We start from the raw sequence: 22,894 nt of genomic DNA, 5'->3' as shown, positions 1-22,894 counted from the left end.
CCTCAGGGGCGGCGGATGATCGCCACCGCGGCGGCCACGTTGATGACCACGATCGCCACCCACACGATGAACAGGCCGAACCCTCCCGCCTGCGCCGCCCCGATGGCCGTCAGCGGGATGCCGAGGGCCATCGAGCCCAGCGCGAGCGGGATCAGCTGCGAGGCCGGCGGCTTCCTGCGCGGGGCCGCCCCGTGCTGGTCGAGCTCCGCGCGTACGCGGGCGGCGATCGTCGCGTCGAGGCGGTCGACGAACGAGTCGATGAGCGCGGGCTCGTAGTCGGGGCCGAGGTCGCGGCGCGCGTCGAGAGTGGCCTGCAACTCGTCCCGGAGCGGGCGTGTGTCTGGCATGCATGCATCATCCCGCCTGGGCGCCTCGCCGTCATCAGACCTGAGAGCCAATCCGGCATCCTCCCCAGGTACGGTGCTGGGATGCAGGTGATGACGCCGCGGGGGCCGGCGCTGGTCGAGATCGACGAGGCCGCGCGGCCGCGGCTGCTGCTGGTGCTGACCCACGGGTCGGCGGGCGGCGTGGACGCTCCCGACCTGCTGGCCGTCCGCGACGCCGCGCTCGGCGTGGGCGCCAGCGTGGCCAGGGTGACCCAGGCGTTCCGGGTGGCGGGGGCGCGGGCGCCCGGCTCGCCGGCCCGGCAGGACGAGGCGTGGGAGACCGTCCTGGAAGAGCTGCGGACGCGGCTGCCCGGGCTGCCCGTCGTGCAGGGCGGGCGGAGCAACGGGGCGCGGGTCGCCTGCCGTACGGCGAAGGCGGTCGGCGCGGCGGCGGTCGTGGCGCTGGCGTTCCCGCTGCACCCGCCGGGAAAGCCGGAACGCTCCCGGGCCGGCGAGCTGCGCGGCGCCGGAGTGGACGTGCTGGTCGTCAACGGGGACCGTGACCCGTTCGGCGTGCCCGACGCCGAGGACGCCGCGCGCCTGGTGGTGCTGCCGGGGGAGGGGCACGACCTCAAGCGTGACCCCGCCCGGGTGGGTGAGATCGTGGCGGAGTGGATCACCCGCTACGCGTAGCCGGGATCGCCTCCGGGCGGATCAGATCGCGCCGGCCACGGGCCGGTGCGGCGCGATGACGGTGCCGCTGGGCAGCAGCTCACCGGTGTCCTCGAACAGGACGACGCCGTTGCAGAGAAGACTCCACCCCTGCTCGGGGTGGCAGGCGAGGGTGCGTGCCGCCTCGCGGTCCGGTGCCTCGGCGTCCGGACAGGGCGGGTCGTGCGGGCACATCATCGTGCCTCCGGATATCTCGTGGGTGCTCCCGGTGACGTGGGGCGGGAGCCTGGCTCGGGTTGTTCCTGGCAAGTGTGCGACGCGTGCCACGCGTTCGGACATAGCCCCTTTTGACTGTTACAGGAGGATCCCCGGAACGTGTGACCTTCGACACAGCGTGCCTTATGCAGGATAACGGGCCAAGCGCGACACGCGCATCACGTTTGCAATCCCTTGAGCAGAGCGTCGAGTCCGCGTTCGAAGTCCATATCGGCTCTTGCGTCCCGCCTGACCCACTGGTCGACCTCGGGGTCGGCCCAGCCGGACTGCTGCACCTCGACGGCCACGCTGCCGAACACGAACGCGCGCAGCGCCCGCACGGCCTCGGCGGCGTTGCCGAGGCCCGCCTCGGCCAGCTGCTCGGTCTGCTCCCTGATGGCCAGGGCGGTGGCGCCCTTGGGCGGCTTGGTCAGCGCCAGGGCCAGCACGCCGGGGTGCTCGCGCAGCAGCTCGCGGCCCGCCCGGCACCACGCCCTGGCCGTCTCCTGCCAGGTGGGGCCGGGCTCGACGTGGACGGCCGTGACGTGCTCGGCCAGGGCGTCCATCAGCGCCTCCTTGCCCCGGGGCAGGTGGTGGTAGATCGCCATGGCCTCCACCTCCAGGGCGTCGCCCAGCCGGCGCATGGTGAGCCGGCGCAGGCCCTGGCTGTCGGCGATGTGGAGGGCGGCCTCGATGATGCGCTCGCGGGAGAGGGGGACGGGCGGTCGCTTGGCGGGCATGGTGATCATCTTACTATGTAAAGGCAGTCGCTCCGGGGCGATTTCCGCCCGTGTCGCGCGACGGCGTACCCTTGCCGGTGAACGAATGAACGTACAGCGTGAAGGGGCCGGTTCGATGGCGTTTTTCCGTCCGCGGGTGAGCCGGGAGGCAGAGGTCCGCTACCACGCGGACCAGGAGATCTCCAAGAGGTTCCCCGAGCTGCTCGACAAGGCCCGCGAGGCCGAGGCGACGCTGCGTGAGCTGCGCGCGGCGGGGGCCGACGACGTCGAGCTGATGGCCGCCGGCATCGCCTTCGACAAGGCGCTGACCGAGGCGCTGCGGGCGGCCGAGGCGGGCCAGCGGGCCACGTTCGGCGTGAAGTCCTACGACGACCGCATCGCGCGCCGCAAGGCCAAGGCCACGCCGGCCGGGGCCATGTGGACCTCCGAGGTCGAGCGGCTGCGCACGCTGCGCGAGGAGAACCGGATGTGGGGCATCCCGAGGATCCCCCGCCCGGTGCCCGCCACCCGCTAGCGTCCCCGCACACGAAAGAGCCCCGGCCGGGGAGGCCGGGGCTCTTCGGTGTGCCGGTCAGCTGGCCCAGTCGAGCAGCGGGCGCGTGTTGCTCGGGTGGCGCAGCTTGGACAGCGACTCCTTCTCCAGCTGGCGGATCCGCTCCCGGGTCAGGCCCAGGTGCTTGCCGATCTCGTCGAGGGTGTGCGGCTTGCCGTCCACCAGGCCGAAGCGCAGCGCCATGATCTTCGACTCGCGCGGCGAGAGGTTGTCGAGCACGCCGCGCAGCTGGTCGCCCAGCAGCTGGCGGTCGACGATCTCCGACGCCTCCGGCGAGTCGACGTCCTCGATGAGGTCGCCGATCGTGGTCTCGCCGTCCTCGCCGATGGTCGCGTTCAGCGAGATCGGCTGGCGGCTCGTGCGCAGCAGCTCCTCGATCTGGTCGGGGGTCTTGTCGAGCTCGACGGCCAGCTCCTCGGGCGTGGGCTCGCGGCCCAGGCGCTGGTGCATGTCACGCTCGACCCGCGACAGCTTCGAGAGCATCTCCAGCACGTGCACGGGCAGCCGGATCGTCCGCGCCGAGTCGGCGAAGCCGCGCTGGATGGCCTGCCTGATCCACCACATGGCGTACGTGGAGAACTTGAAGCCCTTGGTGTAGTCGAACTTCTCCACCGCCCTGATCAGCCCCAGGTTGCCTTCCTGGACGACGTCCAGCAGGGACATGCCGCGGTCGGTGTACTTCTTGGCCACCGAGACCACCAGGCGGAGGTTGGCCTCCAGCATGTGGTCCTTGGCCTCCTTGCCGTCCTCCACGACCATGAGCAGGTCGTCCTTGACGGACTCCGGCAGGTCGGGCTGGGTCTCCAGCTTGTACTCGGCGTACAGGCCGGCCTCGATCCGGCGGGCCAGTTCGACCTCCTGCGCCGCGGTGAGCAGCGTGCGGCGGCCGATGGACTTCAGATAGGTGTGCACCGAGTCGCCCATGACGGACTGGGTGTCGTCGAGGTCGAGCTGCTCGCTCTCGACGTCCTCGTCGGTGATCGCGACGTCGTCCGTGACGTCCTCGAGGTGCTCGGGCTTGGGCTCTGACGGGGTGACGGCCTTGGCGGCGTCGGCGGTTTTTGCCTCCGCGGCCTTGCGGCCGGTAGTCTTCGAGCGCGAGGTCTTGCTGGTCGTCGCCGTCTTCTTCTGGCTGGTCTTCCTGGGGGCAGCGCTGGTGGACGCCTCGTTCTCGGCGGCCAGGCTCACGCCGGCCTCTGACAGCTCGCGCAGGATGGTGCGGCCTTCAGAGGGGCTGATGCCTGTCTTCGCGAACGCGTCACGCAGCTCCGCCAGAGAAAGGTGACCCTGGGCTCGCCCTCGTTCAAGGAGCTGGTCGAGAGTTGCTGGTGGGGTCGCCACGGCGGTTCTGGGCATGAGGACACCTCCTCCGTACGGAGTCGAAGCGATCAGGCTTGTTGTGGTGGGGCGGCTTCGTTGTCCGCACGGCGCACCAGTACCAATAACGCCAATCGCCGTCATTTGTTCCCGTGCGCACGGTGCAGGGTAGAGAAAGGGACAGAACGCCCACTATGCCAACCGTGCGCGGCCCGGAGTTATTCCGCCAGCTGGTCCTCGTCCAACGTGATCACCGGCATCGGCATGGGCTCGGCGGCGTCCATGCGCTCGTCGGTCCAGTGTTCGAGGACCTCGCCGGGGTTGGGGTTGACCTCCGTCGAGACGACGATGTCGCCCGGGTCGCCCGGGTCGCCCGGGTCGCCCGGGTCGTCCTGCGACGGGGCCGGCGAGCCCTGCGGGGCTTTCTCCACCACGGCCCGGGTCTCCCTCGCCACCTGGTCGAGCTTGCCCGCCGAAGCGGCCGCCGCGACTGAGGCTCCTCCGACGACGATCACGCCGACGATGGCCGCGGATGCCCACATCTTGCGGGTCTCGTCCATAAAGGCTCCCTCCTTCTCCCTGCTATGACGCAGCCGCAACTCGTCAGGTTCCTGCCTTCAGGCGCATCAGGTCGGTTTTGCCGTTGGGCAGCAGGGGCAGCCGGGGAACCAGCCGCAGGTCGCGCGGCGCCGCGTGCGGGGGAAGCCTATCGCGGCAATATGCCCGCAATTGCGAAAGCGTGGGGGGCGTGTCGGGGCTGGCGGGGACCACGACGGCGGTGACCGCCTCGCCCCATTCGGGGTCGGGCGTGCCGATCACGGCCACGTCGGCCACCTCGGGGTGGGCGGCGAGGACGGCGGCCACGGCGCCCGCCACGACCTTCTCGCCGCCGGTGTTGATGACGTCGTCGGCCCGGCCCAGCACGCGCAGCCGGCCGCCGTGCAGCTCGCCCAGATCGGAGGTGACGAACCAGCCGCCGTCGAGCGGCATGGGCGGGTCGGCGAAGCGGTAGCCGGAGAACAGCACGGGCCCGGAGATCCTGATCAGGCCGTCGTCCCCGATCTTGAGATCTACACCGTAAAGGGGCCGGCCGTCGTACACGCAGCCGCCGCACGTCTCGCTCATCCCGTACGTCGTCACGATGCGGGCGCCGAGGTCGCGGGCCTGATCCAGCAGCCCGGCGCGGGGCGCGGCGCCGCCCAGCAGGATGGTCCTGAACACCGACAGGTCGGCCCCGAGCTCGACCAGCCGGTGGAGCTGGGTCGGCACGAGCGAGACGTGGTCGGCGCCCGAGGACAACACCGCGTGCGGGTCGAAACCGGGGTGGATGATCGGCTCGCTCTCGCACAGCAGGGCCCGGACGAGCACCTGCAGGCCGGAGACGTGCGCCACGGGCAGGCAGCACAGCCAGCGATCGCCCTTCGAAGCCTCGACGCGGCGCAGCGAGGCGGCCGCGGAGGCGCGCAGCGCCGTGGCCGACAACATCACGCCCTTGGGCTCGCCGGTGCTGCCGCTGGTGGCGATGACGACCGCGACGTCGCCGGGGACGCCCACGCCCCCGTCGAGCGGTGCGCCGTCGGCGTGGGTGGGGCGCAGCGAGGCGATCGCGCCGGTGGAGTGGCCGGGTGACAAAGGGAGCACGGCCGGGCCGTCGCCGTCGAGCGCGTCGCGGATCGCCGTGAAGAGGGCAGGGCCCGGAGGCTGCACGACGGCGTGCAGCGGGCGGTCCGGATGCGACGGGTTCCTCCACATGCTCGTAAGGTTAGTGGCGACAGTTCGGACACAGGCGCAGGGAGGGTCGTGACGCGTTCTCCCGTGGTCTTCCGCATCCCGATGCGTACGCGGTTCCGGGGGCAGACCGTCAGGGAAGGGGTGCTGCTGCACGGCCCGGCGGGGTGGGGCGAGTTCTCGCCGTTCCCCGAGTACGGCCCGCGCGAGTGCGCCCGCTGGCTGGCGTGCGCCCGTGAGGCGGCCTTCGAGGGCTGGCCCGAGCCGGTGCGCGATCGTGTGCCGGTCAACGCGACCGTGCCCGCGGTCGGCCCCGAGCAGGCCCACGACATCGTGCGCCGCTCCGGATGCGGCACGGCGAAGGTGAAGGTGGCCGAGCGCGGCCAGACGTTCGACGACGACGTGGCCCGGGTGGAGGCCGTACGCGACGCGCTGGGCCCGGCGGGCAAGCTGCGCGTCGACGTCAACGGCGCCTGGGAGGTCGACGAGGCCGTGCGGCGGCTCAAGCGGCTCGACCGCTTCGACCTGGAATACGCCGAGCAGCCGTGCGCCACGCTCGAGGAGCTGGCGGCGGTGCGCCGGGCGTGCGACGTGCCGATCGCGGCCGACGAGTCCATCCGCCGGGCGGAGGATCCGCTGCGGGTGCGGGCGGCCGGGGCCGCCGACATCGCCGTGGTCAAGGTGCAGCCGCTCGGCGGGGTGCGCGCGGCGCTGCGCGTGGTGGAGGCGTGCGGGCTGCCCGCGGTGGTCTCCAGCGCGGTGGAGACGTCCGTGGGGCTGGCCGCGGGGGTGGCGCTGGCGGCGGCGCTGCCGTCGCTGCCGTACGCGTGCGGGCTCGGCACGATGTCCCTGCTGACGGGCGACGTGGTGGAGGACTCGCTGGTGCCGGTGAACGGCGAACTGGCGGTCCGGCGCCCCACGGTGAATTTTCAGCATTTGTCGGCATTTGAGATCGAATCTCCCCAGTGGCTTCGCCGGATGCAGGAGGCGTCACGTTGAACCCCGCCACCGCGCTGGCCACGGTGCTGATCGACGAGCTGGTGCGCTGCGGCCTGACCGACGTGGTGCTCGCCCCCGGCTCCCGCTCGGCCCCGCTGGCCATGGCGCTGCACGCCGAGTCGCGGGTGCGGCTGCACGTCCGCATCGACGAGCGCTCGGCGTCGTTCCTGGCGCTGGGGCTGGCCAGGCGCTCCGAGCGGCCGGTCGCGCTGATCTGCTCCTCCGGCACCGCCGCCGCCAACTTCCATCCGGCCGTGATCGAGGCCGCCGAGTCCGGCGTCCCGCTGCTCGTGCTGACCGCCGACCGCCCGCCCGAGCTGCGCGGCACCGGCGCCAACCAGACGATCGACCAGCTCAAGCTGTACGGCGCCGCGGCCCGCTGGTTCGCCGAGGTCGGCGTGCCGGAGGACCGCCCCGGCCAGGTGGCCTACTGGCGGTCGCTGGCCTGCCGCGCCTACCAGCGCGCCGCCGGCCCGTACGACCCGGGCCCCGTCCACCTCAACCTGGCCTTCAGGGAGCCGCTCGTCCCCGACGGCGACCCGGGCTGGAGCGAGCCGCTGGAGGGCGCCGCGGGCGGCCCGTGGGTGCGCGCCCGCGTCGCGCCGCCGCCCGTCGCCCTGCACCTGCCGCCCACCCGGCGCGGCGTGCTCGTGGTCGGCGACGGCGCCGCCAACGTGCGCCGTTACGTCGCGGCGGCCGGCATGGCCGGCTGGCCGGTGTTGTCGGAGCCGAACGGCGGCGCGCGCTACGGCGACCACGCCGTCTCCACCTACCACCACCTGCTGGGCACGCCGGAGTTCGCCGACGCCCACCGGCCCGACGTGGTCGTCACGCTGGGCCGCCCCGGGCTGTCGAAGCCGCTGCTGGCCTGGCTGCGGCAGGCCGGCGAGCACATCGTGGTCGCGCCCGGCCTCGACCGCTGGCCCGACCCGACCCGCTCGGCCACGCAGGTGGCGCAGGCCGTGGAGATCCCGGTCGCCGCGGGCGACGACGGCTGGCTGAACGCCTGGCGGCAGGCCGACCGGGCGGCCAGGGCGGCGGTGGACGAGGTGCTCGACCTGTCGGGCACCAGCGAGCCGCGCATCGCCCGCGACCTGGCCGACGCGCTGCCGAACGGCTCGCTGCTGTTCTGCGGCTCCTCGATGCCGATCCGCGACCTCGACCAGGCCATGCGGCCCCGGCGCGGCCTGCGGCTCATGGCCAACCGGGGAGCCTCCGGCATCGACGGGCTGGTGTCCACCGCGATGGGGGCGGCGCTGGCCCACAACGGGCCGTCGTACGCGCTGATGGGCGACCTGTCGTTCCTGCACGACCAGAACGGGCTCGTGCTCGGGCCCCGCGAGCCGCGGCCCGACCTGTGCCTCGTGGTGGTCAACAACGACGGGGGCGGCATCTTCTCGCTGCTGCCGCAGGCGGCCGTGCGCGACCCGTTCGAACGGGTCTTCGGCACGCCGCACGGCGTGGACCTCGGCTACGTCGCCGCGGCGACGGGCACGCCGTACACGCTGGTGGGCGACGTCAGCGAGCTGCCCAAGGCGCTGCGCGGCGAGGGGCCGCGGGTGGTGGAGGTGCGCACCGACCGCGAGGAGAACGCGCTCGTGCACGCCCGCCTCACCGAGGCCGCGCAGCAGGCCGTACGGGAGTGTCTGGCGGGCTGAGGCTCAGCCGCCAAGGGCGTCGAGCAGGCGGTTGAGCGGGCTGTCGAGGCCGTGGCGGTCGGCCAGGCGGACGAGCGCCTCCGGGTCGCGCGGCTTGGCCGGCAGCGTCAGGTCGGCGGCCGGCAGCGGGGCGTCGCGGGCCACCGCGACGACCGCCGGGGCGGCCCGCAGGTAGTCGCGGGCGGCGGCCAGGCGGGTGCGGCTGCCGGCCGGGAAACCGTCGGCCGAGCCCGCGTCGAGGGCGTCGAGCAGCGCCTCCAGCGAGCCGAAGCGGGTGATCAGGGCGGCGGCCGTCTTCTCGCCGACGCCGGGCACGCCGGGCAGGCCGTCACTGGGGTCGCCGCGCAGCGTGGCGAAGTCGGCGTACGCGCGGCCGGGGATGCCGTACTTGGCGGTGACGAACGCCTCGTCGACGATCTGCAGGTTGCGGATGCCGCGCGCGGTGTAGAGCACGCGCACCGGCCGCGCGTCGTCGACCAGCTGGAACAGGTCGCGGTCGCCGGTGACGATGTCGACCGCGCCCGAGGCCCGGTGGGTGAGCGTGCCGATCACGTCGTCGGCCTCGTAGCCGGGCGACTCCAGGCGGGCGATGCCGACGGCGTCGAGCACCTCCTCGATCACCGCGATCTGCGGCACGAGCGCGTCGGGCACCTCCTCGGCGTCGCCCTCGGCCACCCGGTGCGCCTTGTACGTCGGGATCGCCGCCACCCGGAACGCCGGCCGCCAGTCGGCGTCCATGGTGGCCACGAGCTCGGCGGGGGAGTGGGTGCGGACGAGGGTGGCGATCATGTCGATGAGGCCGCGTACCGCGTTGATCGGGGAGCCGTCCGGAGCCTTGATCGACTCCGGGACTCCGTAGAAGGCGCGGAAGTAGAGGGACGGGGTGTCCAGAAGCATCAGCACTAGCCCAGTATGCCCACCCCGAGCAGGCACGCGTCGTCTTCCGGGTTGGGGCCGCCGATGTCGGCGAGCAGGCGGTCGAGCCCGCCGTCGAGGTCCTCGCCCCGGATCCGGCGGGCGGCGGCCAGGGCCAGCGCGAGACCGGCCTCGATGTCGCGGGTGCGCCGCTCGACCAGCCCGTCGGTGAACATCAGCAGCACGTCGCCGGGCAGCAGCCGGGTCGTGGCCAGTTCGTACGGCCGCCCGGAGACGGCGCCGAGCAGCACGCCGCGCGGCTGGCCGAGATGGGCGGCCGCGCCGTCGCGCACCAGGATCGGCGCCAGGTTGCCGGCCTGGGCCCAGGCGAACACCCGGGTCTCCGGGTCGAGGTGGCCGATGACGGCGGTCGCCGTGGTGTCGGTGAGCTGGTGCAGGACGAGCTCGTTCAGCCAGTCGAGCAGCCGGTTGGCGGCCTGCCCGGTCATGGCCAGGCCCACCAGGGCGTGGCGCAGCTGGGCCATGCGCGAGATCGCGGGCAGGCCGTGGCCGGAGACGTCGCCGATGGCCAGCAGCAGGCGGCCGTCGGGGGCCTGGGCGGCCTCGAACCAGTCGCCGCCGAGGTTCGCGGTCTTCTCGGCCGGCACGTAACGGACCGCGATGCCGGTGTTCGGCAGGTCGAGGCAGCCCGCGGGCGCGGGCAGGATGGCCTCGCGCAGGGCGAGCATGACGTGACGTTCCTCGGCGGCCCGCTCGCGGGCCTCCAGGAGCTGGCGGCGCGACTCCGAGACCATGCGCTCGGCGCGGCGGCGGCCGGTGATGTCCTGGATGACTCCGTGCATGCCGACCGGGCCGCCGGGGCCGGCCAGCGGCTCCAGCACCACCCGCAGGTCGCGCAGGTCGCCGGGGCCGCGCCGGATGCGGAACTCCGCCTGCACCGGCTCCTCGCCCTGCAGCACCGACCAGAGCAGGCGGTCGAGCGTGGCCGCGTCGCCGGGCTCGACGTGCTCGGCCAGGTCGGGCAGGGCGATCGGGCCATGGCCGGGGTCGCGGCCGAAGATGGCGTACACCTGCTCCGACCAGACGGTCTCGCCGGTGTGCAGGTGCCACTCCGCCCAGCCCATGTTGCCGAGCCGTTGGGCGTGCGCCAGCCGTACGGCGAGCATCTCGGCGTCGGGCTCGGCCCCGAGCAGCCCGGCCGCGCCAATGACGTCGACCATGTCTCACTCTCAAAGCGCAGTGGAACTGGACAATTGGCCCCACAATACGTGGTCGGTGATGTGCGCAGCGTGGTGATGGGCGGCCGTGTTGTGAGTCCTTTTCGCGGATTTTAGGCGGCGCCATTACGAGTAGATTGAGCCTGTGACGTCCTCAGACCTGTATCCCGTGTCCCGCCTGGCCGCCGTTCAGGAGGCCACCGCCAAGGCCGGCCTCGACGCCCTGCTCCTGACGCCCGGTCCCGACCTCCGCTACGTCAGCGGTTACGACGCCAAGCAGCTGGAGCGGCTTACGTGCCTCGTGGTGCCCGCCTCCGGCGAGGCGTACATGATGGTGCCCCGGCTGGAGCTGCCCGCCGCGCAGGCCTCGCCGGCCTCCCGTCTGGGGCTGGAGTTCGTGGCGTGGGACGAGACCGACGACCCGTACGCGATCGCCGCGGCGCGGCTGGGCCGCGTGGCCAAGGTGGGTCTGGCCGACCGCATGTGGGCGATGGCGTCGTTGCGCTTCCGCGACGCGCTGCCGGGCGCCGAGCAGGTGCTGGCCGGCAGCGTGCTGCGTGAGCTGCGCATGCGCAAGTCGCCCGCCGAGGTGGCCGCGCTGCGTGAGGCGGGGGCGGCCATCGACGCGGTGCACCGGCAGGTGCCGGAGTTCCTGCGGGCCGGGCGCACCGAGCGGGAGGTGGCCCGCGACATCGCCGAGGCGATCCTGGCCTCCGGGCACGCCGCCGCCGACTTCGTGATCGTCGCCTCCGGGCCCAACGGCGCGAGCCCGCACCACGACGTCTCCGACCGGGTCATCCAGGCCGGTGAGCCGGTCGTGGTCGACATCGGCGGCCACCTGCCCAACGGCTACTGCTCCGACTCCACGCGCACCTACAGCGTGGGCGAGCCGCCCGCGGACTTCACCGCGTACTACGAGGTGCTGCGCCGCGCCCAGGAGGCGTCCTGCGCGGCGGTGCGGCCCGGGGTGTCGTGCGAGTCGGTCGACGCCGCCGCGCGCGACGTCATCGCCGAGGCCGGGTACGGCGAGTACTTCATCCACCGCACCGGCCACGGCATCGGCATCGAGGGGCACGAGGACCCGTACATCGTGGCGGGCAACGGCGAGCCGCTGGAGGCCGGGTTCGCGTTCTCGGTGGAGCCGGGCATCTACCTGGCCGGCCGCCACGGCGCCCGCATCGAGGACATCGTCGTGTGCACCGAGGACGGCGTCGAGCTCCTCAACAACACCACGCGCGAGCTGGTGATCATCTGACGGGGTAGGCGTTCTGGAAGGCGAGCCGGGCGTCGGCGCGGCCGGCGATGCCGGTGAGCAGGTCGTCCAGCTCCATGAACACCTGCCAGGCCGGTGCACGGCCGTTCTCCCGGCCGACCAGGCGGTCGGGACGACCAGTCGCTCCAGGGCGGGCTCGCGCTTCGCCTTCCACACCTTGTCGGCCAGGCTGACCAGGTGGTCCTCGAGCGTCGTGCCCGGCTCGGTCCAGCGAGCGTCGGTGCGGGCGAAGCGGGTCAGGCGCTCCGGGACGCCCCGGGCCAGCAGGAGACGGTGGCCGGCGGGTTCGTGCGCCGAGCCGGGGCCGGTCAGCTCGCCCGGGTGCAGGCACTTGCCGATGTCGTGGGTGTCGGCGAGGGCGCGCTGGAGGGGTGTCACGCTGTCACCCTAGGCGCCGTGGCAGAGTCGCTGTCATGTTCACGGAGATCACGTACGCCACCCGGCCCGGGTCCGGGCGGCCCAACGAGGACCTGGTGGTCGCCGGTCCGTCCTGGATCGTCGTGCTCGACGGGGCCACGGCGGCCGGCGGGGTCGACTCCGGGTGCGTCCACGACGTCGCGTGGCTCGTGGGGCGGCTCGGGGGCGAGCTGGCGGCCGCGCTGTCGGGAGGCGACGGCGGGTCGCCGGCGGCGATCCTGGAGGCGGCCGTCGAACGCACGGCACGGGCTCACGCCGGCACCTGCGACCTGGGCAACCCCGACTCGCCGTCGGCGACCGTGGCCATGGTGCGCGCGCGGGAGGGACGGGTGGAGTACCTCGTGCTGGGCGACTCGCCGGTGGTGCTGGCGTTGGCGGACGGCGGGGTGCGGGTGGTGGCCGACGACCGCTTGGAACGGCTGCCGGGCGGGCGGCCGTACAGCGTGGAGCTGGTGCGCCGGATGCGCAACGCGCCCGGCGGGTTCTGGGTGGCGGCGGCCCGCCCCGAGGCCGCCCGCGAGGCGGTCACGGGCGAGGTGGACGCCGGCGCGCTGCGCGCGGTGGGGGTGTTCACCGACGGGGTGTCCCGGCTGGTCGACTGGTACGGGTGGAGCTGGGCGTCCGTCCTGGCGCTGCTGGCCGAGCGCGGGCCGGCGGCGGTGATCGGCGCCGTGCGCGAGCTGGAGACGGTCAGGGGCCCGGTGTGGGGGAAGCCGCACGACGACGCCACGGCCGCCTGGGGGCGCCTCGGCGCGCCTCGGCGTGGAGGTGTCGGTCACGGGCAGCGAAGCGGGCTGATCGGTCACGCTGCTGATACCTTGATCGATAGTACGTGATCATGAAACAATTCCCGCCACAGGTGTATATCCGTGTATGGGGGGTCGTTCGCCCATGATCCGCGAGCAGATCGAGCGGCCCTAGATGCCGGACGACGAGCTGGGCGAGGCGTACGCGCTCGGTCGGACGTGCGCGCTGGCCGCCGAATGCGGCAGAGACCTGCGGCGCTGCGCGCAGATGTACGGCGGGCTGTTCCCCGCGGCGGCCTTCGGCAGCGAGTTCTTCACCTCCCTCACGCTGGCGACCGCCTTCAGCGCCCCCTGGGCCGGCGCCGAACGCCTGAAGATCCTCAACCGGGCCGCCCTGTGGGTCGCCGCCCTCGACCGGCTGGTCGACCACACGACCACCACCCGCGAGCAGGTCAACCGGCTGACCCGCGAGTGCCTGTCGGTCGCCGACGGGGCGGTGCCGCGCTCCGCGATCACCCGCTTCCTCGCCGACCTGCGCGACGAGCTGGCCACCGTCAATGCCTTCCACGGCCTGCGGGGACTCTGGCGCGACCAGCTCGCCCGGACGCTGGCGGGCATGGCCACGGCGTGGGTGTGGCGCGACACGGGTGCCGTGCCGACCCTGGCGCGCTTCCTCGACAACGCCGACAGCCGGGGGTCGTGCTTCGTGGACCTCTCGCACTGGATCTACACCGCCGACGACTGGGCCAGAACTCACCTGGACGAACTGCGCAGCGTCAGCGGCCACGTGCAGCGTTACCTGCTCCTGCTCGGCGACGTGGCGACCTACCGCAGGGACGTCAGCTGGGGCGACCTGAACGTGCTGGCGCTGGGCGTCAGCCGCGGCGAGGTGACGGCGGAGATGGAGCGGCTGGCCCGCGAGGCGGACGTCCTCATCGAGCGCATCCGCCGGCACAGCCCGCGTACGGCCGCCTATCTGCGGCGGCAGATGGGGTTCAGCGCCGGCTTCACCGGAATTTCGGGTTTGCGGTGGCCGGGGCAGCTCTGATCTTCTGACAGACTGCCTTGACTTTTAACCTGTTAGTACGTCGGATTGCGCTACTTAAAGCGACAAATTGGGACATATTATTCTTGTAAATTATTGCGGCTTGAGTGGGAATTGTGGCGTTGCTAGGGTGTCTCGGTGCCAGGCATGTGGATCTCGACGCGCCTTGACAGGTACCACTGACCACGGCACCTCAGGGGTGGGGTTGTGCATGCGCGGGAAATGTACAGGCGGTGCTGAATGGAATTCGGTCGTTATGACCGTTGGCGGCTGCCGACCGCCATCAAGATCCTGATCGCGGGAGGTTTCGGCGCGGGAAAGACCACCATGGTGAGCGCCGTCTCCGAAACCCGCCCGCTGCGCACGGAGGAGGCTCTCACGCAGGCCGGCGCCCACGTCGACGACCTGTCCGGGGTCGAGCGGAAGCTCACCACCACCGTGGCGATGGACTTCGGCCGCATCACGCTGCGCAACGACTACATGTTGTACCTGTTCGGCACGCCGGGCCAGGAGCGCTTCTGGTTCGTCTGGGACGAGCTGGCGCTGGGCGCGCTCGGCGCCGTCGTGCTGGCCGACACCCGCCGCCTGGAGGACTGCTTCCCGTCGGTCGACTACTTCGAGAAGCGCGACCAGCCGTTCATCGTGGCGCTCAACTGCTTCGACGGCAGCGACCCGTTCACGGTCGGGCAGGTGCGCTCGGCGATCGGGCTGGAGCCCGGCATCCCCATCGTGCGCTGTGACGCCCGTCGCCGCGACTCCGGCAGGGAGGTGCTCATCACGCTGATGGAGCACGCGATGCGCAGGGGCGTCACCCCGGTCGGGACCATGTCATGACCATGACCGGCTACCTTTGACCGATGGAGGAGATCGACCGCCGGATCGTCACGCTGCTGGCCCGCGACGGCCGCATGAGTTTCACCGACCTGGCCAGGGAGACCGGGCTCTCGGTGTCAGCCGTCCACCAGCGCGTACGCCGCCTGGAGAAGCGCGGAGTCGTCCGCGGCTACGCCGCGATCATCGACCACGACGCGGTGGGGCTGCCGCTGACCGCGTTCGTGTCCATCAAGCCGATCGACCCCGCGGCGCCCGACGACGCCCCGGAGCGGCTGGCGCACCTGTCGGCGATCGAGGCCTGCCACAGCGTGGCCGGCGACGAGAGCTACATCCTCAAGGTGCGGGTGGCCTCGCCGGTGGCACTGGAAGACCTGCTGCAGCAGATCAGGGCCTCCGCGAACGTCTCCACCCGCACCACCGTCGTGCTGAGCACCCCGTACGAGCACCGCGCCCCCGAGCTGGCCCCCTCCGAGGAGGCCGGCGAGCCGGAGACCCGGCAGGACGGCATCGCCTGACCGCCTCGCGCAGCCAGTCGGCGGCGGGGGTGAGGTTGGCGGCGTGCGCGGCCGTGCCGCCGGCCTCCTCCGTGGCGGGGTGCGCGGACAGCATGACCGTGTGGATCGGGCCCGGCGGGCGCGGGAAGTGGGCCCGGTGTGGCGTGCTCGTGTGGCGCCGCTCATCCCGGGAGCGGGGAGCCGAGGACCTCTTCCCGTACGGCGTCCAGGGCGACGCTGAGGGCGCCCGCCAGGACGGGGTTGCCGCCGACGGTCGACAGCCGGACCGGCGGCCGGGGGATGGTGAGGGCGTGCAGCTCCTCCTCGACCAGCCGGCGCAGCGGTTCCCCGCCTGCCAGGGGGACGCCGCCGGTCAGCACGATCAGCGAGGGATCGATGACCGAGGTGATCGCCGCCAGCCCCACGGCCAGCCGGGCGGCCACGTCCCGCAGCCCGGCCAGCGACCGGCCCTCGGCCTCGCGCGCGGCATGGGCGACGGCCTGGCGGAAGTCCGCGCCCGGCACGCCGTACGAGCGCAGCACCTGCAGCACCGCGGCCCCGCCGGTCAGCGCCTGCAGGCCGTGGCGGCCGTAACGGCCGGTCTCCCGGGCCGTCGGCGCGCCGGGGGCGGGCATGTAGCCGACCTCGCCCGCGCCGCCGGTCGCGCCCCGGTGCATCCGCCCGCCCAGCACGATCGCCGAGCCGATGCCCTGGTCGGCCCAGAGCAGCACGAAGTCCGCCCGGCCCCGGGCGGCGCCGTGCGCCCGCTCGGCCACGGCGGCGAGGTTGACGTCGTTCTCCACCGCCACCGGGACGCCGAGCCCGGCGCTGAGCGCCGGCACCAGGCCGGGGATCTGCCAGCCGGGCACGTCCTCGGCGGCGGCGTACCCCAGAGCGCCGGTGGAGGGGTCGATCGCGGCCTGCACGCCGATCACGACGCGGCGCAGGGCGTCCGGCGGCCGGGCGCCGCGTAGGGCGGCGGCGAGCCGGTCCACCAGCGTGCCCTGCAGGGGATGGGGGGTGGGCAGTGTGTGCTCGCCGACGACCGTGCCGGTGATGTCGGCGATCCGCGCCTCGATGCGGCCGGGGGTGACGTCGAGGGCTCCGGCGTAGGCCGCCGCCGGGTTGATCCGGTAGACCTCCGCCGTGCGTCCCGGCAGGCCCTCGCGCACGCCGTCGAGCACCACCAGCCCGGCCGCCCGCAGCCGGACCAGCAGCTGGGACGCGGTGGGCTTGGACAGCCCCGTGAGAGCGCCGATCTCGGGACGGGTCAGGGGGCCGCGTTCGAGCAGGGCCCGCAGGGCGGCGCGATCATTGATGGCGCGTAGCAGACTGGGGGTCCCCGGAACCGGTCCGGTCAAGGCGTCTCCGTCGGATGATCTGTCAGGAAGCCTTCCTGACAGGGAGACGACCCTAAAAAGATCCGTGCGGGCCGGTCAAGGGGCGCGAGCACTCGTCCGGAAAGGGGAAAGTGATGGGAGTGCCGCGACGGGCATGCTAATGTCGTCGTTTGTCGTAACAACAAGCAGAATGGCCCGGAGTGTCCCATTAACCACATTAATGGTCAGGTGGCGGCCCGTCAAACCGAGCTCGCCCGAGAGCAGGAGTACGTCGGCCGCCTCTACGACCGGCTCGACACGCTGCGCGAGCGCACCCAGCGTCAGCTCAAGGAGGTGCTGGCCAGCGGCGCCGTCGGCACGATGCAGAACAGGTCGGAGCGCGACACCTTCGCCGAGATGTACGCCACCCGCCTCGCCCGGCTGTGGGCGGTCGAGCGCGGCCTGGTCTTCGGCCGGCTGGACCACGTCGACGAGGGCCGCCTGTACATCGGCAAGCTCGGCCTCACCGACGACGACCAGCAGCGCCTGCTCATCGACTGGCGGGCGCCGGTGGCGCAGCCGTTCTACCGCGCCACCCCGGCCGCCCCGATGGGCGTGACCAGGCGACGGCACCTGCAGACCAAGGGCCGCACCGTCGTGGGCGTCGACGACGACCTGCTCGACCTCGACTCCCTCACCGACGACGACCGCGCCACGCTCAACGGCGAGGCCGCGCTGCTGGCCGCGCTCGACGAGCGACGCACCGGCCGCATGCGCGACATCGTCGCCACCATCCAGGCCGAGCAGGACCGCGTCATCCGCAGCGACCTGAACGGCGTGCTCGTGGTGCAGGGCGGCCCCGGTACCGGCAAGACCGTCGTGGCCCTGCACCGGGCAGCGTACCTGCTCTACACCCACCGGGAGCGGCTGGAGCGCCGCGGCGTGCTCATCCTCGGCCCCAACCTCACCTTCCTGCGCTACATCGAGCAGGTGCTGCCCTCGCTCGGCGAGACGGACGTGCTGCTGTCCACCGTCGGCGAGCTCTACCCGGGTGTGACGGCCACCGCCCGCGAACGCCCCGAGGTGGCCGCGCTCAAGGGCGACCTGCGGATGACCGACGTGATCGCCAAGGCCGTGCGCGACCGGCAGCGGGTGCCGCGCAAGCCGATCGAGCTGCCCCTCGGCCGCGTCACGCTCACGATCGACCGCGCCATGCTGGACGCCGCCAAGAACAAGGCCACCCGCTCGCGCCGGCCGCACAACCAGGCCCGCGCCGTGTTCGTGCGCTCGCTGCTCAACGCCCTGGCCAGGCAGCAGGCCCGCAAGATCGGCAAGGGGCTGCTCGACGAGGACGACCTCGCCGACCTGCGGGAGGACCTGCGTACCGAGCTGGTGGTCAAGACGGCGCTCAACCGGCTGTGGCCGTACCTGACGCCCCAGCGCCTCCTGCTCGGCCTGTACGGCTCCCAGGAGCGCCTCGACCACGCGGCCTCCGCGCTGGCCCCCGCCGAACGCGCCCTGCTGCGCCGCGACGGCGGCCCGTGGACCGACGCCGACGTGCCGCTGCTCGACGAGGCCGCCGACCTGCTCGGCGAGATCGACGAGCAGGTGCTGCGCGCCACCGCGCTGCAGGCCGAGGAGGAGCTGGCCGCCGCCCGGCAGGCCGAGGAGCACGAACGCGAGGCCGAGCTCGCCTACGCCCGCGAGGTCCTGGAGCTGACCGGCCTGTCCGACGTCATGGAGGCCGAGCGGCTGGCCGAGCGCCAGCGCGGCGAGGGCCCCCGCCTGACGACCGCCGAGCGCGCCGCCGCCGACCGCACCTGGGCGTACGGGCACGTCATCGTGGACGAGGCCCAGGAGCTGTCGCCCATGGCGTGGCGGGCGGTCATGCGGCGCTGCCCCACCCGGTCGATGACGATCGTCGGCGACATCGCCCAGACCGGTTCGGTGGCCGGGGCCCGCTCCTGGGGCGAGGTCCTCGACCCGTACGTCGCCGGGCGCTGGCGGCAGGAGCGGCTGACGGTCAACTACCGTACGCCCGTCGAGCTCATGGAGGTGGCCGCCCGCGTCCTCGCCACCGTCGACCCCGCGCTGGAGGCGCCCACGTCGGTGCGCGAGTCCGGCGCGCGGCCGTGGTCGGCGCCCCTGACGGCGCTTCCCGAGATCGTCAAGGCCGAGGTCGGCGAGGGCGGCAAGGTCGCCGTCGTGGTGCCCGACGCGCTGCTGGCCGACCTGGGCGAGCAGATCACCGGCGCGGTGCCCGGCGCCGTCGTCGTACGGCCGGGAGCGGGCCGGGCCGGGGGAGAGCAGGCACTCGACGCGCCGGTCGCCGTCCTCGGCGTGGCCGACGCCAAGGGCCTGGAGTTCGACTCGGTGATCGTGGCCGAGCCGGACCTCATCGCCGCCCAGTCGCCGCGCGGCCCGAGCGACCTGTACGTCGCCCTGACGCGCGCCACGCAGCGGCTCGGGGTGGTCCACGAGCGCCCGCTGTCGGACGCGCTGCGGGGCTTGCCAAGCCGCTCGACGCTGTCGGCAAATGGGGTTTGACCGGCTTTGCAGCCACCGGCCGAACATGTCCCACCTGCGAAAACTTGATGTTTCTGCTGATCGGGACACGGTTGACATCTGAGGTGGAGTCGGTAGTTTGCTGCGCAGTCCAGCACGGGACTTGGCCGGTTGGCCGTCTCTGACATCGCCGGATCCTGCGTCCGTGACGGAGCGTGACTTCGTCCACACAGCCAGGTGCAGGGCCGTCGGTCCGTCGAGTCGGGGCACCCCAACCGGGCGGGGGGTTGGACCCGGGACGGGCCCGGGAGCCCAGTAGACAACGGAATTCCGCGCTCGCCGCCGACGAGACGGGTCCGGTCCGAAGGGTTTCCGGGCCCTCTTCCCGTTCCCGTGCACCAGGACTCGCCTGTGCGCCGGGTGGTCCCGTCAGCCGCGGGATCACCCTGTCGCCTGTTTCCGTCTGATCATCCGGCGCGGGCGCCGACCTGAGCGCCGCCGCGGGGCGGTAGCGTTTTCGCAAGCAGGCGTTGCGAACTGGCGAGGAGACCCCGGAGTGGTTCAGGACAGCACGAGCCTTCCCCCCGCCGCCGGGCCGGACCCGGCGGGCGACGCTCCCGCGCCCCCGGCCGGCGCCCCCGACGACACGCCGTCGCCCGGTGAGGGCGGCGCTTCCACCGGCGCGGGCGAGCGGGAGTCACGGTGGGTGCTGCCCGGCCGGGTCGCGGCGGCCGTCGCGGGCGGGCTGGCCCTCTTCACGGCCTTCCCGCCGCTCGACTGGTGGCCGTGCGCCCCGCTCGGCATCGGCCTCATCGCGGCCTGCCTGTACGGCACCCGCCCGAGGCGGGCCGCCTGGCTCGGCTACCTGGCCGCCGCCGTCTTCCTCTTCCCCACCCTCGCGTGGGTGCGCTCGATCGGCGACGACGTCTGGTTCATGCTGGTCGGTCTCGAGAGCCTCTTCTACGCCGCCATGGCGGCGCCGGCCGCGCTCGTGTTCCGCCTGCGGGCCTGGCCCCTGTGGTTCGGCTGCCTGTGGGTCGCCATGGAATGGGCCAGGAGCCTCGTGCCGATCGGCGGCTTCCCGTGGGCGCGGGCGGCCTTCAGCCAGGGCGAGTCGATGTTCACCCCGTACGCCGCGCTCGGCGGCGTGCCGCTGGTGTCGTTCGCCGTCGCCCTCTGCGGCGCGCTGCTGGCCATGGCCGTCCTGTCCCGGGGCAAGGCGGTGCGCAGGGCCGCGCCGCTGGCGCTCGCGCTGGCCGTGCCCGTGCTGGGCCTCGCCGTCCCCCGGTACGGCGACGAGGGCCGCAGCGTCAACATCGGCATCGTGCAGGGCAACGTCCCCGGCCGCGGCATGTACGCGCTCGGCGACGAGCCGGCCGTCGTGCTGAAGAACCACGCCAACGAGACCAAACGCCTGGCCCAGGCCGTACGCGAGGGCAGGCTGCCCAAGCCCGACCTCGTCGTGCTGCCGGAGAACTCCACCGACATCGACCCCTACCGCGACCCGGTCGCCCGCGCCATCATCCAGGACTCCGTGAGCGACGTCGGCGTGCCCACGCTCGTCGGCGCCGTCGTGGCGATCGGCGAGGAGAACCGCGCCACCCGCAGCCTGGTGTGGGACCCGGTGACCGGGCCGGGCGCCTACTACGACAAGCAGCACCTCGTGCCGTTCGGGGAGTACACCCCGTTCAAGGAGATCGTGCTGGCGCTGTCGGAGCGGGCCAACCTGGTGGGCCGGCAGTCGGTGCCCGGCAACCGGCCCGGCGACCTGAAGCTGGGCCCGGTGACGATCGGCGCGGTCAACTGCTACGAGGTCGCCTACGACGACACCGTGCGCGGCACCGTACGCGCCGGCGGCACCCCGCTCGTGGTGCAGACCAACAACGCCAGCTACGCGCTGTCCAACCTGCCGACCCAGCAGCTGGCCATGTCGAAGCTGCGCGCCGTCGAGCACAACCGCGCCGTGGTCACCGCCGCCACGACAGGGATCTCCGCGTACGTCACGCCTGACGGTAAGGTCTCCTGGCAGACCAAGGAGCTGGTCCCGGACATGAACGTGGTGACGGTCCCGGTGCGCACGAAGGAAACGATCGCCACGAAGGTGGGCGCCCTTCCCGAATGGGCATTGATGGTGATGGGAGCGGCGGCGGTGGGAGTCGCCGTGTGGCGTGGCAGGCGGCGAGGCGACCGGATGAGGAACGACGGATGATGGAGACTCTCGGCCGGGTGCTCGTCGTCGTGCCCACCTACAACGAGCGCGACAACCTGCGCGCGATCGTGGAGCGGGTGCGGGCCGCGGTGCCCGATGCCCACGTGCTGATCGCCGACGACAACAGCCCCGACGGCACCGGCGAGGTGGCCGACGGGCTCGCCGGCGACGACGACCAGGTGCACGTCCTGCACCGGCCCGGCAAGCAGGGGCTCGGCGCCGCCTACATCGCCGGCTTCCGCTGGGGCCTCGACGAGGGCTTCGACGTGCTGGTGGAGATGGACGCCGACGGCTCCCACCAGCCGGAGGAGCTGCCCAAGCTGCTGCGGGCGCTGGCCGAGGGCGCCGACCTGGCGATCGGCTCCCGCTACGTGCCCGGTGGCCGGGTCGTCAACTGGCCGCAGCGGCGCGAGCTGCTGTCCAAGGGCGCCAACATCTACACCCGCGTCATGCTCGGCCTGCCGGTGCGCGACGCGACCGCCGGCTTCCGTGCTTACCGCGCCGCCACCCTGGAGAAGGTCGGCCTGGCCGGGGTCGAGTCGCAGGGCTACTGCTTCCAGGTCGACCTGACGCTGCGGACGTCGCGCCACGGGCTGCGCGTCGTGGAGGTGCCGATCACGTTCGTGGAGCGGACGGTCGGCAAGAGCAAGATGAGCGGCAAGGTCATGTCCGAGGCGCTCTGGCGGATCGGCCTGTGGGGCGTCACCGGCCTGCCCGGGCGCATCAAGGGCCCCCGCCGCCCCTGACCCCCGCGGGCTCGCCGCCGGCGGAACGCATCGGGGCGTCCGCGCGTTGTTCTCACTGACACGCGCGTGCGAAACGAGGAAACGATGCGGCTGCTGCTCTTCCTGGCCTTCCTGGTCGTCCCCGTCCTGGAGGTCTGGCTGCTGATCCAGATCGGCTCCGTGATCGGCGGGCCGCTCACCGTCGCCCTGCTCATCGCCGACAGCCTGCTGGGCGCCTGGATCGTGCGGCGTGAGGGACGCAGGGCCTGGCGCGCGCTGCAGACCGCGTTGCAGACCGGGCGCATGCCCGACCGCGAGCTGGCCGACGGCGGGCTCGTGCTCGTGGGCGGCGCGCTGCTGCTGACGCCGGGCTTCTTCACCGACATCTTCGGCTTCCTGTGCGTGCTGCCGTTCACCCGGCCGTTGATGCGCCGCCTGGGCGCGTGGTTCTTCCAGCGCCGCGTCAAGCGCATGGCCGCCGCCTCGCCGTACGCCGGAATGTTCCCGCCGTCGGCGGGCTTCCCCCCGTCCGCCGGTTTCCCGGGCGCGGAAGCGCCGCAGGGCGGCCGCGTGGTGCACGGCGAAGTGATCCGCGACGACCGCGACTCCTGACACCTCTTTTCGCGCGGCCGTTGTACGTAGGGGGGCTGGTGTCCGCGGGCCTGCGACCTGGGAGTCCGTGCGGTTCCGGTGACGTGGCTGGGATGCATGGTGATGGTGTCGTGGTGGCGAGGTCGTCGCCGTCGCGGATTGAGGGCGGTATTGTGCGCCGCCGTTGCTGTGTGGGACCTCATGCTTGGCGCTCGGCGGTCGTGCTCGGTGAGACCCGGTTCGAGGATGGAGTCGACGCAGCTGCGCGAACTTCATCGCTCCGAGAGTGAACTGCGGCACGTGCTGCTGCGGATGTCGGAGCGGTCCAAGGCCGATCACGAGACGTATCAGGTCACCCGCTGGTGCGCCCGCCAGGTACGCGACCCGCAAAAGCA

General features: G+C 72.9%; 23 protein-coding genes. 13 read left to right on the top strand and 10 right to left on the bottom strand.

Features of this window, described 5'->3' with window-relative positions:
* Positions 1-2: 2 nt before the first annotated feature.
* The gene (locus tag C1J01_RS02985; protein ID WP_111175685.1) at positions 3-347 is read right to left on the bottom strand and encodes a hypothetical protein; all 345 of its coding nucleotides are present in this window, start codon (positions 345-347) and stop codon (positions 3-5) included.
* Positions 348-428: 81 nt separating this feature from the next.
* Between C1J01_RS02985 and C1J01_RS02980 the strand changes: the two genes are divergently transcribed.
* Positions 429-1,019: an alpha/beta hydrolase family protein gene (locus C1J01_RS02980; RefSeq protein WP_111175683.1), complete on the top strand. Its 591-nt coding sequence runs from the start codon at positions 429-431 to the stop codon at positions 1,017-1,019.
* A gap of 21 nt (positions 1,020-1,040) precedes the next feature.
* Here C1J01_RS02980 and C1J01_RS02975 read toward each other — a convergent pair whose 3' ends face one another.
* Positions 1,041-1,232 carry a DUF5999 family protein gene (locus tag C1J01_RS02975; RefSeq protein WP_111175736.1) on the bottom strand — a complete coding sequence of 64 codons (192 nt, stop codon included), beginning with the start codon at positions 1,230-1,232 and terminating at the stop codon, positions 1,041-1,043.
* Between the two features lie 200 nt (positions 1,233-1,432).
* Positions 1,433-1,993, bottom strand: coding sequence for a TetR/AcrR family transcriptional regulator C-terminal domain-containing protein (locus C1J01_RS02970; RefSeq protein WP_181448543.1), 561 nt, complete (start codon positions 1,991-1,993; stop codon positions 1,433-1,435).
* Between the two features lie 115 nt (positions 1,994-2,108).
* On the opposite strand from C1J01_RS02970, the gene C1J01_RS02965 reads away from it, so the two are divergent.
* The gene (locus tag C1J01_RS02965) at positions 2,109-2,507 is read left to right on the top strand and encodes a hypothetical protein (RefSeq protein ID WP_111175679.1); all 399 of its coding nucleotides are present in this window, start codon (positions 2,109-2,111) and stop codon (positions 2,505-2,507) included.
* A gap of 57 nt (positions 2,508-2,564) precedes the next feature.
* On the opposite strand, the gene C1J01_RS02960 is transcribed toward C1J01_RS02965, so the two are convergent.
* The 3 genes from C1J01_RS02960 to C1J01_RS02950 form a co-directional block, all read right to left on the bottom strand.
* Positions 2,565-3,902, bottom strand: coding sequence for an RNA polymerase sigma factor (locus tag C1J01_RS02960; RefSeq protein ID WP_111175677.1), 1,338 nt, complete (start codon positions 3,900-3,902; stop codon positions 2,565-2,567).
* A 179-nt stretch (positions 3,903-4,081) separates the two neighbouring features.
* Entirely contained in the window at positions 4,082-4,423 is a 342-nt protein-coding gene (locus tag C1J01_RS02955; RefSeq protein WP_111175675.1) for a hypothetical protein, read from the bottom strand.
* Between the two features lie 43 nt (positions 4,424-4,466).
* Positions 4,467-5,615, bottom strand: coding sequence for an AMP-binding protein (locus C1J01_RS02950; RefSeq protein WP_111175673.1), 1,149 nt, complete (start codon positions 5,613-5,615; stop codon positions 4,467-4,469).
* Positions 5,616-5,696: 81 nt separating this feature from the next.
* Between C1J01_RS02950 and C1J01_RS02945 the strand changes: the two genes are divergently transcribed.
* Complete coding sequence (locus tag C1J01_RS02945) at positions 5,697-6,590, top strand: o-succinylbenzoate synthase (protein ID WP_235854217.1); 894 nt, start codon at positions 5,697-5,699, stop codon at positions 6,588-6,590.
* Positions 6,587-8,248, top strand: coding sequence for a 2-succinyl-5-enolpyruvyl-6-hydroxy-3-cyclohexene-1-carboxylic-acid synthase (gene menD / locus C1J01_RS02940; protein WP_111175669.1), 1,662 nt, complete (start codon positions 6,587-6,589; stop codon positions 8,246-8,248). The genes C1J01_RS02945 and menD overlap by 4 nt, the downstream gene beginning before the upstream one ends.
* Before the next feature lie 3 nt (positions 8,249-8,251).
* Here menD and C1J01_RS02935 read toward each other — a convergent pair whose 3' ends face one another.
* Positions 8,252-9,145: a 5'-3' exonuclease gene (locus C1J01_RS02935; RefSeq protein WP_111175734.1), complete on the bottom strand. Its 894-nt coding sequence runs from the start codon at positions 9,143-9,145 to the stop codon at positions 8,252-8,254.
* A gap of 5 nt (positions 9,146-9,150) precedes the next feature.
* Complete coding sequence (locus C1J01_RS02930; RefSeq protein WP_111175667.1) at positions 9,151-10,344, bottom strand: PP2C family protein-serine/threonine phosphatase; 1,194 nt, start codon at positions 10,342-10,344, stop codon at positions 9,151-9,153.
* A gap of 142 nt (positions 10,345-10,486) precedes the next feature.
* Between C1J01_RS02930 and C1J01_RS02925 the strand changes: the two genes are divergently transcribed.
* Positions 10,487-11,596 (top strand): M24 family metallopeptidase, encoded by a 1,110-nt coding sequence (locus C1J01_RS02925; protein ID WP_235854213.1) that lies wholly within the window; start codon positions 10,487-10,489, stop codon positions 11,594-11,596.
* Here C1J01_RS02925 and C1J01_RS48970 read toward each other — a convergent pair.
* Complete coding sequence (locus C1J01_RS48970; protein ID WP_146615453.1) at positions 11,589-11,768, bottom strand: hypothetical protein; 180 nt, start codon at positions 11,766-11,768, stop codon at positions 11,589-11,591. The genes C1J01_RS02925 and C1J01_RS48970 overlap by 8 nt on opposite strands.
* 259 nt (positions 11,769-12,027) lie before the next feature.
* On the opposite strand from C1J01_RS48970, the gene C1J01_RS02920 reads away from it, so the two are divergent.
* The 4 genes from C1J01_RS02920 to C1J01_RS02905 all read left to right on the top strand — a co-directional run bounded on the left by C1J01_RS02920 (position 12,028) and on the right by C1J01_RS02905 (position 15,171).
* The gene (locus tag C1J01_RS02920) at positions 12,028-12,867 is read left to right on the top strand and encodes a protein phosphatase 2C domain-containing protein (protein WP_111175665.1); all 840 of its coding nucleotides are present in this window, start codon (positions 12,028-12,030) and stop codon (positions 12,865-12,867) included.
* Between the two features lie 85 nt (positions 12,868-12,952).
* Complete coding sequence (locus C1J01_RS02915; RefSeq protein WP_111175663.1) at positions 12,953-13,825, top strand: terpene synthase family protein; 873 nt, start codon at positions 12,953-12,955, stop codon at positions 13,823-13,825.
* 237 nt (positions 13,826-14,062) lie between these two features.
* The gene (locus tag C1J01_RS02910; RefSeq protein ID WP_111175661.1) at positions 14,063-14,656 is read left to right on the top strand and encodes a GTP-binding protein; all 594 of its coding nucleotides are present in this window, start codon (positions 14,063-14,065) and stop codon (positions 14,654-14,656) included.
* Between the two features lie 23 nt (positions 14,657-14,679).
* On the top strand, positions 14,680-15,171 hold the full coding sequence (locus tag C1J01_RS02905; protein WP_111175659.1) for an Lrp/AsnC family transcriptional regulator: 492 nt from the start codon (positions 14,680-14,682) through the stop codon (positions 15,169-15,171).
* 161 nt (positions 15,172-15,332) lie between these two features.
* Here the strand turns inward: C1J01_RS02905 and C1J01_RS02900 are convergent, their stop codons facing one another.
* Complete coding sequence (locus C1J01_RS02900) at positions 15,333-16,511, bottom strand: ROK family transcriptional regulator (RefSeq protein WP_111175657.1); 1,179 nt, start codon at positions 16,509-16,511, stop codon at positions 15,333-15,335.
* A gap of 207 nt (positions 16,512-16,718) precedes the next feature.
* On the opposite strand from C1J01_RS02900, the gene C1J01_RS02895 reads away from it, so the two are divergent.
* From C1J01_RS02895 to C1J01_RS02880, 4 genes are all read left to right on the top strand, one after another.
* Entirely contained in the window at positions 16,719-19,016 is a 2,298-nt protein-coding gene (locus C1J01_RS02895; RefSeq protein WP_181448542.1) for a HelD family protein, read from the top strand.
* 514 nt (positions 19,017-19,530) lie between these two features.
* A complete protein-coding gene (lnt, locus tag C1J01_RS02890; RefSeq protein WP_235854212.1) occupies positions 19,531-21,183 on the top strand; it encodes an apolipoprotein N-acyltransferase in 1,653 nt (550 codons plus the stop codon).
* Positions 21,180-21,929, top strand: a complete 750-nt coding sequence (locus tag C1J01_RS02885; protein WP_111175653.1) for a polyprenol monophosphomannose synthase — start codon at positions 21,180-21,182, stop codon at positions 21,927-21,929. Before lnt ends, C1J01_RS02885 begins: the two co-directional genes overlap by 4 nt.
* A gap of 66 nt (positions 21,930-21,995) precedes the next feature.
* Positions 21,996-22,520 (top strand): FxsA family protein, encoded by a 525-nt coding sequence (locus C1J01_RS02880; protein ID WP_235854211.1) that lies wholly within the window; start codon positions 21,996-21,998, stop codon positions 22,518-22,520.
* Positions 22,521-22,894: the final 374 nt, after the last annotated feature.

The organism is Nonomuraea aridisoli (genome assembly GCF_003236395.1).
Classification (GTDB): Bacteria; Actinomycetota; Actinomycetes; order Streptosporangiales; family Streptosporangiaceae; genus Nonomuraea; species Nonomuraea aridisoli.
Note: the sequence above shows the minus strand (reverse complement) of the source record. Positions and strands in the feature narration are given on the sequence as shown.